This is a genomic window from Herpetosiphon sp. NSE202 (assembly GCF_042688385.1).
Taxonomy (GTDB): Bacteria; Chloroflexota; Chloroflexia; order Chloroflexales; family Herpetosiphonaceae; genus Herpetosiphon.
On sequence record NZ_JBHUPY010000020.1, the window covers coordinates 16,785 to 31,400 of the forward strand.

At 46.6% G+C, this 14,616-nt stretch carries 10 protein-coding genes and 1 tRNA gene; 4 read left to right on the forward strand and 7 right to left on the reverse strand.

Annotated features, from left to right (window positions below):
- Nucleotides 1–84 precede the first annotated feature (84 nt).
- The 4 genes from ACFMKP_RS21170 to ACFMKP_RS21185 form a co-directional block, all read right to left on the reverse strand.
- Nucleotides 85–759 (reverse strand): adenylate kinase family protein, encoded by a 675-nt coding sequence (locus tag ACFMKP_RS21170; RefSeq protein ID WP_382294836.1) that lies wholly within the window; start codon nt 757–759, stop codon nt 85–87.
- 109 nt (nt 760–868) lie between these two features.
- Nucleotides 869–955, reverse strand: a tRNA-Leu gene (locus tag ACFMKP_RS21175).
- Nucleotides 956–1,115: 160 nt separating this feature from the next.
- Nucleotides 1,116–1,688, reverse strand: a complete 573-nt coding sequence (locus ACFMKP_RS21180) for a hypothetical protein (protein WP_382294838.1) — start codon at nt 1,686–1,688, stop codon at nt 1,116–1,118.
- A 135-nt stretch (nt 1,689–1,823) separates the two neighbouring features.
- The gene (locus tag ACFMKP_RS21185) at nt 1,824–2,726 is read right to left on the reverse strand and encodes an alpha/beta hydrolase (protein ID WP_382294840.1); all 903 of its coding nucleotides are present in this window, start codon (nt 2,724–2,726) and stop codon (nt 1,824–1,826) included.
- Between the two features lie 146 nt (nt 2,727–2,872).
- Here ACFMKP_RS21185 and ACFMKP_RS21190 point away from each other — a divergent pair, with 146 nt between their 5' ends.
- From ACFMKP_RS21190 to ACFMKP_RS21205, 4 genes are all read left to right on the forward strand, one after another.
- Complete coding sequence (locus tag ACFMKP_RS21190; protein ID WP_382294842.1) at nt 2,873–7,315, forward strand: hypothetical protein; 4,443 nt, start codon at nt 2,873–2,875, stop codon at nt 7,313–7,315.
- 75 nt (nt 7,316–7,390) lie between these two features.
- Entirely contained in the window at nt 7,391–8,023 is a 633-nt protein-coding gene (locus ACFMKP_RS21195; RefSeq protein WP_382294844.1) for a hypothetical protein, read from the forward strand.
- 11 nt (nt 8,024–8,034) lie between these two features.
- Nucleotides 8,035–8,457, forward strand: coding sequence for a hypothetical protein (locus tag ACFMKP_RS21200; RefSeq protein WP_382294846.1), 423 nt, complete (start codon nt 8,035–8,037; stop codon nt 8,455–8,457).
- Between the two features lie 176 nt (nt 8,458–8,633).
- Nucleotides 8,634–10,139, forward strand: coding sequence for an STAS domain-containing protein (locus ACFMKP_RS21205; RefSeq protein WP_382294848.1), 1,506 nt, complete (start codon nt 8,634–8,636; stop codon nt 10,137–10,139).
- Between the two features lie 21 nt (nt 10,140–10,160).
- On the opposite strand, the gene ACFMKP_RS21210 is transcribed toward ACFMKP_RS21205, so the two are convergent.
- From ACFMKP_RS21210 to leuS, 3 genes are all read right to left on the reverse strand, one after another.
- Nucleotides 10,161–10,976, reverse strand: a complete 816-nt coding sequence (locus ACFMKP_RS21210) for an STAS domain-containing protein (protein WP_382294850.1) — start codon at nt 10,974–10,976, stop codon at nt 10,161–10,163.
- Between the two features lie 109 nt (nt 10,977–11,085).
- The gene (locus ACFMKP_RS21215; protein WP_382294852.1) at nt 11,086–11,901 is read right to left on the reverse strand and encodes an STAS domain-containing protein; all 816 of its coding nucleotides are present in this window, start codon (nt 11,899–11,901) and stop codon (nt 11,086–11,088) included.
- A 108-nt stretch (nt 11,902–12,009) separates the two neighbouring features.
- Entirely contained in the window at nt 12,010–14,454 is a 2,445-nt protein-coding gene (gene leuS / locus ACFMKP_RS21220; protein ID WP_382294854.1) for a leucine--tRNA ligase, read from the reverse strand.
- Nucleotides 14,455–14,616 lie beyond the last annotated feature (162 nt).

Here is a 14,616-nt window from a genome sequence, read left to right on the forward strand (position 1 = left end):
TGATAGCTTGTGCATTGCTGCACCTGCATGTAGTGTAGCACGTTTTTGATAAAAGCTAATAAGCGTTATATTAATGTTTAGGTGCTACTCTGCGCCATTAAAGCGTTGTTGCAAGGCTTGCTCAATTGCCTGAGAAACTTCATTTGGTGTGCCATCAGCATCGATCAAAATCAGTAAATCGCGTTCGCCATAGAATTGAAGTAATGGCTCAGTTTTGGCATTGTATTCAGCTAAACGGCGTTTAATCGTTTCTGGTCGATCATCATCGCGCTCGATCAGTTGGCCGCCGCTAGCGCGACATTGGTCTAAGGCTGCTTGGTCGCTGATATGCAAAATTTGGTCGGGCTGGCCTTTGATGCGGCAGATGCGGCGGCCACTTAAGCGCCGAATTGCCTCTTCATCGGAGAGCGTGAGCGCAATCACCACTTCAAGCGGGCGATTAATCGCTTGCATCAATTGATCAAGGCTTTGAGCTTGGCTCAATGTGCGCGGATAGCCATCGAGCAGCACGCCAACCTCGCTGGGAATGGTCAGCAGCCATTCATTCAAGAGCTTGTTCATCAATGTATCATCAACCAAGCGGCCAGCGGCCATGACTTGGGCAACTTCTTGACCTAATTCCGAGCCAGTTTCGACGGTTTGGCGCAAACGTTGACCAGTCGAAATTGAATCGATTGCTGCTAATTTATCCAAATAGGCCGCTTGGGTCGATTTCCCCGCACCTGGGGGGCCAAAAAGAATGAGGTTAAGTGGTTTCATCCCTATACCTCGGCATTAAACAAATAATATGCATTATCTTATCACAGCAGTTTCATGCTGATGTAGCGTGTTTAAAACAAAACAACCGCGAATATTCGCGATTGTTTTTTGGTGCCGAGGGTGGGAGTCGAACCCACACTCCCTTGCGAGAACTACGCCCTGAACGTAGCGCGTCTGCCAATTCCGCCACATCGGCTAAGGGATTTGCTGCTAAAGCAACGTCATCAAGTATAGCAAATCTTCAACGATTGTGCAAGTTGGGGCTAAAAAGCTTCAGAGCCGCAGTTGCGACTCTGAAGTGGTGTAGATACTCACATATTTGCTGTTGACTCTCGGTTGCCCTGAAATGTTCAAAATTATTGTTGCAGTTTGGCAAGCTCTTCGCTGGTAATCATGCGAAATTGGTTGCTGCTGGCATCGTTGATATACACCATCTCTTCTTGCTTGACGCTCACCAACATATCCAGACGTTGATCAGCATTGACATCAGCAAAGCGCAGGCTGACAGGAGTTAAGTCTTCGCCGGCCCCAAACAGGTATGGGCCAACAATTGTGCGGGCCTTGGCTGGGTCGCCACCAGGCATTTCGACAATTACAATTCGGCGTTCCATATTCATTGCGACAAAGTGCGAAGGCAAACCGTTGGTTTCGTCGTGGCCAACAAAGGCGGTAGTTTGCATGGTGCGCGGGCGGCCATATTTTACATCGTCGTACTTAACTTTGAACCACGAGACAATTGGGCTGAACATCGCATTGGCCAAAATCAACGCCAAAATAATGGTGATGGCATAGGCAAACTTGTTATGCACACCAAACGACATCGAGCGACTCGCATACCGTTGCCGCGTTTGTGGCAAGGTAATGACAGTGGTAGGTCTCGTGCGGCGCACAACCTCCGCTGAACGTAGATCGCGACTTGTAATGGCCATAGCGAACCTCCTGTGAGTCAACGTTAGAACAAATATGCTGGCTGTGAGTATAGTAGAACATGCGTTCTGTGTCAAGCGAAAAGCAGCCTTTTTGCTCGTTAACTCTTTGATTGGTTGTCGTAAGGCCAATTTTGCTTATTTGGCGCTTGAATACTCCACAACATGCGTCCAATGTGGATTAGCCCAAATTTCGCCATGGGTTGGCTCAAATATGCTTAATGCCTGTTGATCATCAGCCAGCAAACCCCGCAGCCACGCAGTTAAATAGCCGCGATAACTGCCGCCATCATGTTCGATTTCGGTATGCCCAGCGCCAACCGACAGTGCCAAAAAGCGCTTCTTGGCACTTGATTGTTCTAAACTAGCTTGGTTGGCCGCAGCAGGCGAGACAATTAGATCGCGGGTTCCACTGAGAATCAGCCATGGCACGGCGATTAAGCTTGGATCATAGGTGTGGGCTTCATCTGTCCAGCGTTGTTGTGGCAGCGCATTGGTGACCAAGGTTTTGAGCATCTGCCCTTGTGGATAGCGATTGTAGGCATTGATTATTCCTGTTGCGCCCTGCGATGTGCCAACTGCACCAATCTGATCAAGTTGAATTTTTTGGAATAAAGGATTAGCTGGGTCTGTATTAGCAGCAATTAAATAATCGAGAGTTTGAATAATATCTGCACCATCACCAGTAGTTTCACTATAACTATCAATCACAATAAATCCCCAGCTTGCCAGATGTTCGAATAAACCAGCATATTTTGCTGGCGAAGCAATCGTGCCATTGCCCCAAATAATTGCTGGATATGTGCGTGATAAATCATTTGGATAATAAATAATTGCTTTTTGCTGATTTGCTAACGTTAGCTCATTTTGGCTAATTGCTAAGCTGCCAAGCTGCGCATAGCTAAATTCCAATGGATACGCAGAATCAAAGTCATAAGTGCTGCGTTTACCAGCGGTGAATTTTAGCCCAACAATGCAGACGATCACTATAACAATCGAGCTGCCCATAATGCCCCAAAACCACTTTTTATAACGAGCCATGTGCAACCTCATCCGAGTCAAATTACGCCCATTTTAGCCAATTTGCCAAATTGCTGTGGCTACGATGCCAAAAATTAGAGCTGTGTGTATCTAGGGTTGGTTGTAGCGCTACGATTGTCAGTTTCTACATCACAAGGAAGGCTGCGATGATTCCAATACGCCGTGTTATGAGTATGTTGATTGTAAGTAGTATGATGATTGGTATCGTCCCTTCAAAAGCTGTTCAATCAACCGCGTCCACCGTTCAGCCCGTCGCTCAGCATGCCGCATTAAACGATATTCTGCTTGATGCCGATGATTATCAAGTGCTGAGTAGCGGCCAGACCTCGAATGTTGCGACCATTTTGCCCAAAACTGATCAAGATGTCTTTTATCTTGATGTTATGGCGCAGCAAGAAATTAGCGTTAATATGCAGCGCTCTGCGGATGAAGTAATGTTAAATGGTGAATTATCGCTGTTTGATCCAGCTGGCCGCTTAATTGCCAGCGATGATAATAGTGGCAACGCTGGGAATCCGCAGATCGGCCCGACGCTTGCGCCAACCACAGGCCGCTATGCAATTTGGGTACGCGACCATGCAGGCACGCGTACTGGAAGTTACCAACTTACTGCAACCGTAAGCGAGCCATTGGTTGCCGCTACCGAATATTCAACCTTTGATTTAGAACCAGATCCATGCCCTGAGCCTACTACTAGCATTGATTTACCTGAGTTAGAGCCATCACCGAATCAGCCGCAAAATGCCTCGGTCAAGTATACCAACCAGGCTTTACCACCTACAAACTACCCCTTGAACTGCGAGTTTGCTCGTGATCGAGAAATTTTGGCAACGCTTAGCCCTGAATCATTCAGCATCGAAAATGCCAGTCAAGCCTTTACAACCGAAGCATTGGTTGTGCCCGATGCTAGCCAAATGCTGCTGTTTGAATACATAGTTGGGCGCAAAACCGCTGATAGCATGACCCCGCTGCACGTGGAAGTATTGAGTGGGGCAAACTTTGCGGATGTTACCAACATTAGCAATTGGCGCATTAAGGGCCAATATCGGCTTGGCTGGCAAACAGGCCGATTAAATATTCAAGCCTTTCGTGGCCAAACGATTAAGCTCCGCTTTATTAACGATTGGTGGTGGATTGATCAGCCATCAGCCCAAGTGCGCGATCTGCGCTTAACGCAAGAAATCCCTGATTGGGAGCTATCGGATTTTGGCGAATTTGCAATTCACAATGATTATTTGATTGGCGCATATGCGGTAATTACTGGGGCAAGTGCCAGTCTTATTTCCGCCCCAATCAACCTAAATCAACAAGTTCAAAGCCTTTCGTTTCGCTATCGTACTGGGCGTTGGCAGCACGATGGGAGTGCGCCGCTTTTTGTGGAGATTTTGAGTGGCGCATCATTTGCAACGATAACCAACATTGATCAATGGAGTTTGAAAGGTCGCTTAACTGATGGTTGGCATGAAGCTGTGCTTGATATTCAGGCATTTCGTGGTCAAACGATCAAAATCAAAATTATCAACGATTGGTGGCCACACCATCCTCAAGTTACCTCGATTGATAGGTTTACGTTAAATAGGGCTGTGCCAGGCTGGGATATTTCAAATGCAAGGTTTGTGCGAACCAATACAGCAGCACAACCCTCAGGAACTCCATTAAACGTTGATTTTGCACAAGATTTTATGGCCTTTGATGTGATTGAAAACGCTGATTTTGAACAAACTCAGCTCGTGCTAGCTGAACCGCAACAGCCGCTGATCAATCTTGAAGGCCTGCAAACAAGGGCCAGTAGTGTTGATTTTGCCGTACCACCTGCGGCAACCAGTATTCATTTTGAATATCTGCTCGGCGATCTTGATGATCCTACTACTACTCGACGACTCTTGATAACGATATTAAGCGGCGAAAACTTTGAAATTCTTGAGTTCCCTCAAGGCCATAGTTTTGTGGGTTCGAGTCAAGCAGGCTGGCAACAAGGTCGACTTGATCTGGTTGGCTATCGTGGGAAAACCATCAAGCTCCAGTTGATTAATGATGTATATGGCCGCCCAATCAGCCAAATGAGACAATTAAAGCTTGTCCAAGATGTACCTGCTTGGCAAGCCCAAAATCATCAAGCGCTTAGCCTTGATCAGGATTCCACTCAAGGCAATCATGGCTATCTGCATGGCCATGCAATGCAGCTAACCTCGCTCGATTTTACTGTTCCGCTGACTGCTCAACAGGTGCGCTTCGATTATCAAGCTGGATTTAGCGACAATCCTGCTGCACGTCAGCGGGTTGCAATCAGTATCTTGAGTGGGCGTAACTTTGAAATCATCTATCCACTTCCTGCCAATTCTTTGCTTGGCTCAACAGATCAAGGCTGGCAAGCTTTGGCGATTGATTTGCAGCGCTTCCAAGACCAAACAATTAAGCTTCAATTCACCTTAGAAGCCCATAATACTGCCTATTTACGTTTAGATAATGTTCAAGTAGGCCACGTATTAACTGGCTGGTCGAGCAGCGAACATACACCATTTGTGCTCGAAACAAGTGATTCAAATCGCCAGGTTGTGCGCTTTGCTGGGAATAACGCACACTTTACCAGCGATGCCTGGACTGTGCTATCCGATACTGAAGCCCTCCAATTCAACTATAAAACCCAACACCCTGATGCGTGGTGGCGTTCGGTAATTGAGGTTTATGTGTTGAGTGGCACTGGTTTTGAAATCGTTACACCAATTGATGCAGGTTCGGTCTATGGTTATGGCAATGACCCAAATAATGGTTGGCATGAAGCGCGCTTAGGCCTGGCTCAATTTCAAGGCCAAACGATTAAGCTCCAATTTAGGCATCAAGGCCATGGCTATTCCACTTCTTGGCTGGATAATCTTCAGCTGATCGCTGGTGAAACGCGGGCAAAACAAGCAGCCTACCATTCGCCTGATCATGCATTTATCGAAATGTCACAGACTTGGCAGCATGTTACAAGTTCTGGTTTTGAAGTTGCCAATGATAGCCAATTCTTGCGCTTTGTCTATCAAGTTGGCAATAAAGATCATGGCAATGCGCAACATCATTTGGTTGTTGAAGTGCTTTCAGGAGCCAATTTTACAATTTTGACCCGAATCGATCAGAATCAACTGTATCGTTCGCTTAACGATGGCTGGAAGATAGCGCAATTGCCAATTCAGCAATTCCAAAATCAAACGATCAAAATTCGCTTTGTTGCACCAGGTTGGATTTCTGCACCAATCGCCCGAATTGATAAAGTTGCCTTGCTCAGCCCGCGAGCAAGCATTACCGGCCCAATCGATGTACATGGCGTAACGTATTTGAATGTACCACTTGCTGAATTAGCCGGAATGACTACCCCAACTACCATGACCATAAACTCCTTGGTTATGTATGATGACTATATGGATGTAGCGGGTCAAGTGCATTATAGCAATATGACTTATCCATTTGCCTTGTCTGGTGATTTATATCATTCCAACCTAGGTACAACTGGCGATATTGTGGCTGATCTTCAAGACACCACCGGAACATTTGAAGCGCTTTATTTTGCCCTGCGCCAACACCCATTTGGGCCTCAAGCCAGTCCTTCAATCGTTGATCAAAATCTTTCGTTATATCTCCAACGCCATGAAACCCGAGAAGCTACATTAATCGATCTTGGCTTAGATGATTCACTTAGTGCATTGTTAGGCCCACTATTCGAGCTATCAACGCTTACGAATGCTCGTTATGCTGATGATTACTGGTTTGGCAAACTTCTCGAACCACACTCCACTTTTGAAGTATTAGGCGACCCTGATGAAAAGAAGTGGACTTGGAAGCGCACGACGATTGGCAAAGATTGCTCATTATTACAACGGCTTGATTTTGGTGTTGTAGTGTCCGTTCCAGATGGCAATATTGGTGAAAATAGTGGCAAATTTGGCAGCCAACTGGAAATACTTGGATCAATCTCTAATGGTTATGTAACACCTGGACAGTCTTGGCCAGCAGATTCATGTGATATCTATGATGCTGATAATGCTGGCGTTACTTTAGGCTCCAAAGACGATCCAGTGACTGTTAAGTTTGTGTCCTCAGGTAACGGTTTAACTGGGAATGCTGCCCAAGGTGATTATTTGAGTGATGCAACCTTTGGAGGCGATGCCACTCGCTTTAAAGGTAATCAACTTTGGTTTGATCAATTTATTGGCGATTTGATTAAATCAGTTGATATGGTTTCAAAACTATATTCAATCCCAATTACTGTTGGTGATGTATCACAATTATTCCCTGAAAGTACGCCAGATATGGGAGATAAACCATCTTTAGTAAACACTATGATATTAAATGACTGGGATGATAATCCTAATACAAAAATAAAAGTCTTACGCGTACCATTTCAACAATCTGTACTAGTTAAGCAACGAGATTATTTTATGGTTTCTACTATTGTTGCATGCAAGAAACAAAATAGTAATCGAGATATGCTGTTGAAAATATATTGGGAGATTCCACTTTATGATAATGTTACAAGAAAAGAATTGAATGTCAATTTATATAATAGAAGCTTTTTGGTTGATTATAAAAGTGGTCCTTGTAACAATTAGCTAATTTGAATAGCGTTGAAATTAGCTTACCCATAAAAGGTAGGCTAATTTCAACTTAGTAGCAAAGGGATGACTATGAACATATTTCAACGTTGGTTACTAGCGGCTTCACTGATTAGCTGTTTAGTTCTGAGCTTTTATAGTTACACAATCAATCATAATTTAAAGGTTATCGAAGCACGTCAGCGTGGGCAAATTGCTACAACAGGACAATCGTTATGGTTTAGTTGGCATAATTGTGCTGACAAACTAACTTGGGTTTTAAGAGCTAGTGATCGTGATGCTCAAGCAGAGGTTTTAGAATATCTTTCCAATGCACAGCTTCATTGTGAAGCATCTTCACAATTTATCTATAACTACAATGCTGCTCTGAAGTGGGCCGTTAAACCATGGTGGGATTTAAGCTTAGGCTCAGGCAATGTGATTGGATTTGTGCAATTATTTGATTACTATTCAGTCCAAATAGGCCATATTAAAAGTAATATTAAAGAAGAAGGGTCAGTAAGTGCAGTAAGTCGTGATCGAATTCAACAACTATATGATGATATTACAAATTTTACTGAAAAAATACCTGAACCTATGCTCCAAAAAGGAGATATTAGCGAAATTCACCAGGCAATAGTAGATTGGTGCGGGATGATTAAGGATGTTAAAGCAAAAGAGTCGATTAGGCTTCGAGAAGAGCAATATCAGGATGCTTGTAAATAGGAGAAGCAGTTATGTACCATGTACCGAAAACAAACCGTTGGCAACAGGTTCATGTCCAAAAATATCTTTATCTTATTAACATCGGGCTGTATTCTTTAGCGAGCTATCTCACGATTTTTAAAACTCCAACCATTATTGCTTGGTGGCTTGACGATCCTCGTCACGACTTAAATTTTGCATCATTTATCTGGTTTCCGATAGGCTTATTACTCTTGAACTCGTTTATCTGGCAAAGGAGCTATACAACGAGAACCTTAGGAATTATAGGGATTAGTTTATTACTGATTAATGGATTTATGACGGAGTTCAAGCATGTATATTTTAGTGATGCTGATCAAGTTGGTTGGGCTGTGGTGACGCTACTTTCGGCGATGTTCGCGTTGTATGCATGCTACCGAGCTAGGCCATGGCGCAAGTTGCAGCAGCGAACATAAGCTCGCTGGTCGAACCACGCAGTGCAACGAGGTATGTATTAATAGGCAAATACTTGATGAGCAAACGATTACAATTAGCAAGATTGAGCCTAACTGTTGGCTTGTAAAGCTGTGCAAGCGCTCGGTGATCAGCTATCATAGCATGGTTATACCAATCAACCTAGGATACAACTTAGATGCTTGCTTATTGGATTAATCTGCTATTCGTGGTGCTTGAAACTGCTTTAGGTACGTTTATTCTGGCGCGGGCAAGCCAATATCGGCCTGCCCGAATCTTCTTTTGCTTAACCTTGTGTTTGGTGGTGATTAATAGCACGGCGCTTGCCCGTAATCTAACCACCGATCCAGCTAGCTCATATATTTTGGTTTGTGTTGCGCTGATTAGCTTAGGCCTCTTGTGTTTATTAATGCTGCTGCTGTTTGCGGCGCTGTTTATGCCTCAATGGTGGGAAGGCCAGCGCCCAATTCGCTGGATTAGTCTGGTTTATGTTGGGGCGATTGGCATAGTAGCGCTTGATCTGGTTGGCCAATTTGGTTGGTTTACCGCAGGTATAGCGCTCGATCAAGAGATTTATCGGCCAATTGCTGGCTCGGCAGCTGGCTTGATGTTGGGCTTATTTAGCCTTGGGTGGTTGGTTCAGCTTGGTTTGTTGGCAACGGCATTTTGGCGTAATCCAGCAACGAGGCGCTCGATTAGCTGGCTCATGTTCGCCATTTTATTTACAGCGCTGACCAACTCGGTCTTGGGAATTATTAAGTTGGATTCAAGTGGGCAGCTCGCGAGCATTTTGCAAACCGTGCCTTTAGTGCTGAGTTTGACCTATATTGTGCTACGTGGGAGTTTATTTCAAACCAAACAAGTGGCAGTGCAGCAGGCGCTGCAAACGATGAGCGAGGCCATGGTTGTGGTTGATCGCGAAGGCATGTTGGTGTATCTCAATTATGCAGCTCAACAGCTTGGCTTGCAGAATCAACAACCACTTCAGCCCAATTTAGCCACAATTGGGGTTGCTGCTGAGGATATTGCAGCATTGCAGCGTGCCTTAGCTCAAGATCCATTCCAGCCTTTTAGCCAAACGTTGGCTTTAGGCGAGCCACTGCGCTTGCTGGAAAATACGGTCTCGCCAGTGTTAGATAGCGCTGGGCAGATTCAAGGCACGATGTTGTTTATTCGCGATATTACTGAATTGGAACGGCGCACGGCGTTGCTTGAGCAGGAACGGCGGCGGCTGAGTACCACGGTAGAGCAGCTTGAGCAAGAGCAAGCACAGCGCAATCAATTGGCGCAGGCGGTGCAAGCACTTTCGTTTCCGACGATTCCGGTTTTGCCTGGCGTGTTAGTTATGCCGCTGATTGGCGTGCTCGATCAGCAGCGAATTGCTGAATGCCAGCAGGTATTGATGGAATCGCTCAATCAGCAAGCGGTGCAACGCTTATTAATTGATTTGACTGGAGTTCAGTTGATTGATGACGAAGGTGCAAATGGTATGCAACGAATTTTGCGGGCGGCCTATTTGCTGGGGGCACAAACAACCTTAATTGGGGTTCGGCCCGATGTTGCTCAAACATTGGTAAGTATGGGAGCCGATTTGAACGCTGTGGCGACAGCAGCAACCTTGCAAGCAGCAATTGGCCAAATTATTGCAAAAAAAGAGCCACATCAAGCGCTAAAAACTTGCTGATGTGGCTCGTATGGGTTGCGATTAGCGCGGGCGAATCGCTAAACCCTGCAATTCGAGCGCATATTCAACCCCTGCTTGCAAGTTGGCACGGGTCACGATGCCCGTTAGGTCAATGCCCAATTGAACGATCGTTTGGGCAATTTCGGCCCCGATACCGACCAAAACGACGGTTGAGCCAAGCAAACGAGCGGCGCGGGCTGCTTGCAAGAGATAGTTGGCAACCCCAGTATCAATGACTGGCACGCCGGTAATATCCAAAATAACAACATCGGCGCTATAGGTATTTATTGCTTCGAGCAAGGCTTCCATAATTTGGCCTGCACGGCGCGAATCGACCGAGCCAATCAGAGGTAGCACCAAAATGCCGCCATAGACTGGCACAATTGGTGATGAAACCTCGGCTAAGGCTGATTCTTGGTTGGAAATAATTTCGACTTGAGCATCTTCATAGCCGTTGAACATGCCCATCATGCCTTCTGCGGTGAGTTCATGGAGGCGGTCGAGCATTTCGAGCAAGAAGACCGGATCATCCGTATAATAGTTACGCAACACGCTAGCAGTTGCTTGGTTGGCGCTGCGCAACACTTGTTGAACGCTATTTAAAGGAATATTTTGGCGAAAGCGATCGTAGCTAATATCGCGCATATGTTGCTGATAGGCATGCTTCTCAGGATCACGCAAATCTTGAATTAATGCATCCATTGAGGCAACTGTGCGTTTTTTAAGTTCCTCGCGCGCCATTTTGCTATATTCAACCACATTGGCTTGAATGACCCCGATCGTGGCTTCGATAATTTCATCGAAGTGTTTGGTGTAAAAAGCTGCTAAATCTGCCACAGTTGCGAGCCCTCCTAAAGTTAGGTTTTTTGGATTGCGATAAAAGATACCAACCTACTGCGATCTGCCGAGTCTCTAACTATGCTGATTTAACAGCGTTTTGGCTTGATTAGCGTGGGCGAATTGCCAAGCCTTGTAAATCTAAGGCATATTCAATGCCCGATTGTAAGTTGGCGCGGGTGATAATGCCAGTTAAATCGATGCCCAATTGAACGATTGTTTGGGCAATTTCGGCCCCGATGCCCACCAAGACAACGGTTGAGCCAAGCAAGCGTGCGGCACGGGCGGCTTGTAAGAGATAATTGGCAACGCCAGTATCGATAACTGGCACGCCAGTAATATCTAAAATTACCACATCGGCGCTATAGGTATTAATCGATTCAAGTAGTGATTCCATAATTTGGCCTGCGCGCATCGAATCGATTGAGCCAATTAATGGTAAGACCAACACGCCCTCATAGACGGGCACAATTGGCGATGAAACTTCGGCGAGGGCATAGGTTTGCGATGAAATAATTTCATCTTTGTGCTGCTGAAATCCCTCGTAGACTGCGGCGATTGCGGCGGTAGTAATTTGATGACCTTTTTCAATCACATTAATTTGATCGGTGGGGCTATCGCTGTAGGCTTCGCGCAAGCTTTTAATCATAATATCGGTAGAAACAAGCAATACCTCTAAGAACGCGCCAATAGGAATGCCTTGTTGGGCACGTACATAACTGGTTTGCCGCCAATAATCAGGGAAAGCCTGCGGTTTGTCGTTATCGAGATCGCGGGCATATGGATCAAGCCCAGCTATTACCCGTTTACGCACATCATCTCTGGGCATTGAACCGTAGGTGGGAATTTGGCTTTGTAAGGCGTTGATAACGCGATCGACAATGACTTCTTCGTGCTGCTTGAACATTTGATAATAGCTGGTCATGCAGGCTCCTTGAATGCTGGCAAGGTTTCCCGATTGCCAAGGTATCTCGCTTCTGGTTTGGTCAACGGAAGGGTTTCTCTACGACCCTTCCGTTGCAACACCAAACACTTATTTGATGACGATGTTGACCAAGCGATTTGGTACAACAATTTGCTTGACGATGGTCTTGCCTTCAACCAACGGTGCAATCTTTTCATCGGCCAACGCGGCAGCAATAATTGTTGCTTCATCGGCGTTGGCGGCTACCTGTATTTTACCGCGAACTTTACCATTGATTTGCACTGGCAATTCAATTGATTCGTCGATTAATAAGGCTTCGTCGTAGCTTGGCCAAGCTTGCAGGTGCACGCTTTCGCTATGGCCCAAGAATTCCCACAATTCTTCGGCAATATGCGGCGCGATTGGCGCTAACAACAAGGTTAAGGCTTCGCTGGCTTTGCGCCATTGTTCGCTGCCATAAACATCGGTTTCGCGGGCTTTCATCAATTCGTTGACGAATTCCATCAAGCCAGCAATGGCGGTGTTAAAGGCAAAGCGTTGAATATCGTCGCCAACTTTTTTGATGATGCGATGGGTTTGGCGTTCCAAAGTGCTAGCATCGCCCGCTGCATCGTGGCGTTGCGGCGTATCGGTCACGACGCGCCAAGCCCGATCTAAGAAGCGCACACAACCCTCGATGCCGCGATTGTTCCACGGGCCGCCTTGCTCCCACGGGCCGATGAACATTAAGAAGGTGCGCACGGTGTCGGCCCCATATTGGGCTACCAGCATATCTGGGTCAATCACGTTGCCGCGTGATTTGGACATTTTATTACTATCTTCGCCTAAAATCACCCCTTGGTTGATCAAGCGGGTCATTGGTTCGTTGGCGCTGACCAAGCCCAAATCGCGCATGGCCTTCCACCAAAAGCGGGTGTACAACAAGTGCATCACTGCATGCTCACGCCCACCAGTATATTGATCAACTGGCAACCATTTATCGGCGATGGCTTTGGTAAATGGCGCATTGGCATCGTGAGGGCTTAAGTAGCGTGCTTGATACCACGATGAATCGACAAAAGTATCCATGGTGTCGGTATCGCGCTCAGCTTCGCCGCCACAATTGGGGCAGGTAGTAAAGCGCCACGTTGGGTGCAATTTCAAGGGCGATTCGCCAGTTGGCTTGAAATCGACCTCATCGGGCAACAGCAAGGGCAATTGATCTTCTGGCACGGGTACAGTACCACATGTTGGGCAATAGATCATTGGGATTGGCGTGCCCCAATAGCGTTGGCGGCTGACCAACCAATCGCGCAAGCGATAGTTGATTGCCCGTTTGCCCAATTGTTCAGCTTCCAACCATTTAATGACTGCTTCTTTGGCTTCTGCTGAGCTTAACCCATCGATCTGGCCCGAATTGACCACCGTGCCATAAGCTGCTTCGGCTGCTTCCAAGGGTGTTTCCGCAGTTTGCTCTGCTTGGATAACCACGCGCTTGATTGGCAAGCCAAAGGTTGTGGCAAACGCAAAATCGCGTTCGTCGTGGCCGGGCACAGCCATAATCGCGCCAGTACCATAGGTCATCAGCACATAGTCGGCAATCCAAATGGGCACGCGCTCTTGGCTGGCCGGATTAATCGCATAGGCACCGATCCACACGCCAGTTTTGGGTTTCTCGTCGTCGGTTGATTGGCGCTCAACTTCGGTTTTGCGAATTGCTTCGGCGACATAGGCATCGACGCTGGCTTTTTGCTCGGCGCTGGTCAATTTAGCAACTAAGGGATGTTCGGGAGCCAAAACCATAAAGGTTGCGCCCCACAAGGTATCGGGTCGCGTTGAAAAGACCGTGATTGGATCGCCGGCCTCAGATTTAAAGGTAATTTCGGCACCTTCCGAGCGCCCGATCCAATTGCGTTGCATCGACGTAATGCGTTCTGGCCAATCCAAGCCTGAGAAATCCAGCAATTCATCGGCGTAGGAAGTAATTTTGAAATACCATTGATCCAAATCGCGCTTGGTGACTAAGCTATCGCAGCGTTCGCAGCGGCGTTCGTCGCCAATAACCTGTTCGCGGGCCAAGGTTGTATTACACTTGGGACACCAATCGACAGCTGAGAATTTTTTATAGGCCAAGCCACGTTTGAAAAACTGAATAAAAAACCACTGGTTCCAGCGATAATATTCAGGGTCGGCACTGACAATCTGTTGCTGCCAATCGACCATCATGCCCATTGATTGCAACTGGCCGCGCATATATTCAATGTTTGAATAGGTCCATTTGCGCGGATCTAAGTTGTTTTTGATGGCGGCATTTTCGGCGGGTAAGCCAAAGGCATCGAAGCCCATTGGGAAAAAGACGTTGTAGCCCTGCATGCGCATATAGCGGGCATGCACATCGCTGGGCGACATGGCATACCAATGGCCAATGTGCAAATTGCCCGATGGATAGGGCAGCATAGTGACTGCATAATGTTTTGGTTTATCACTGTCTGGCTCAAAGCGATAAATTCCATCACGTTCCCAGCGTTCGCGCCATTTTGGCTCGGTGACGCTACTGTCATAACGAGTGGCCATAGTCTACTCCTTCGTTAACCATATCTAAATTGGCAAAAATCTAAAACAAAAAACCCCGAACTCATGCGAGGGACGGAGCAAAACCCCGTGGTACCACCCTGCTTATGAGCCGAAGCACATCACTTGTAGGCGCGATAACGGGCGCACCCGCCACCAACTACG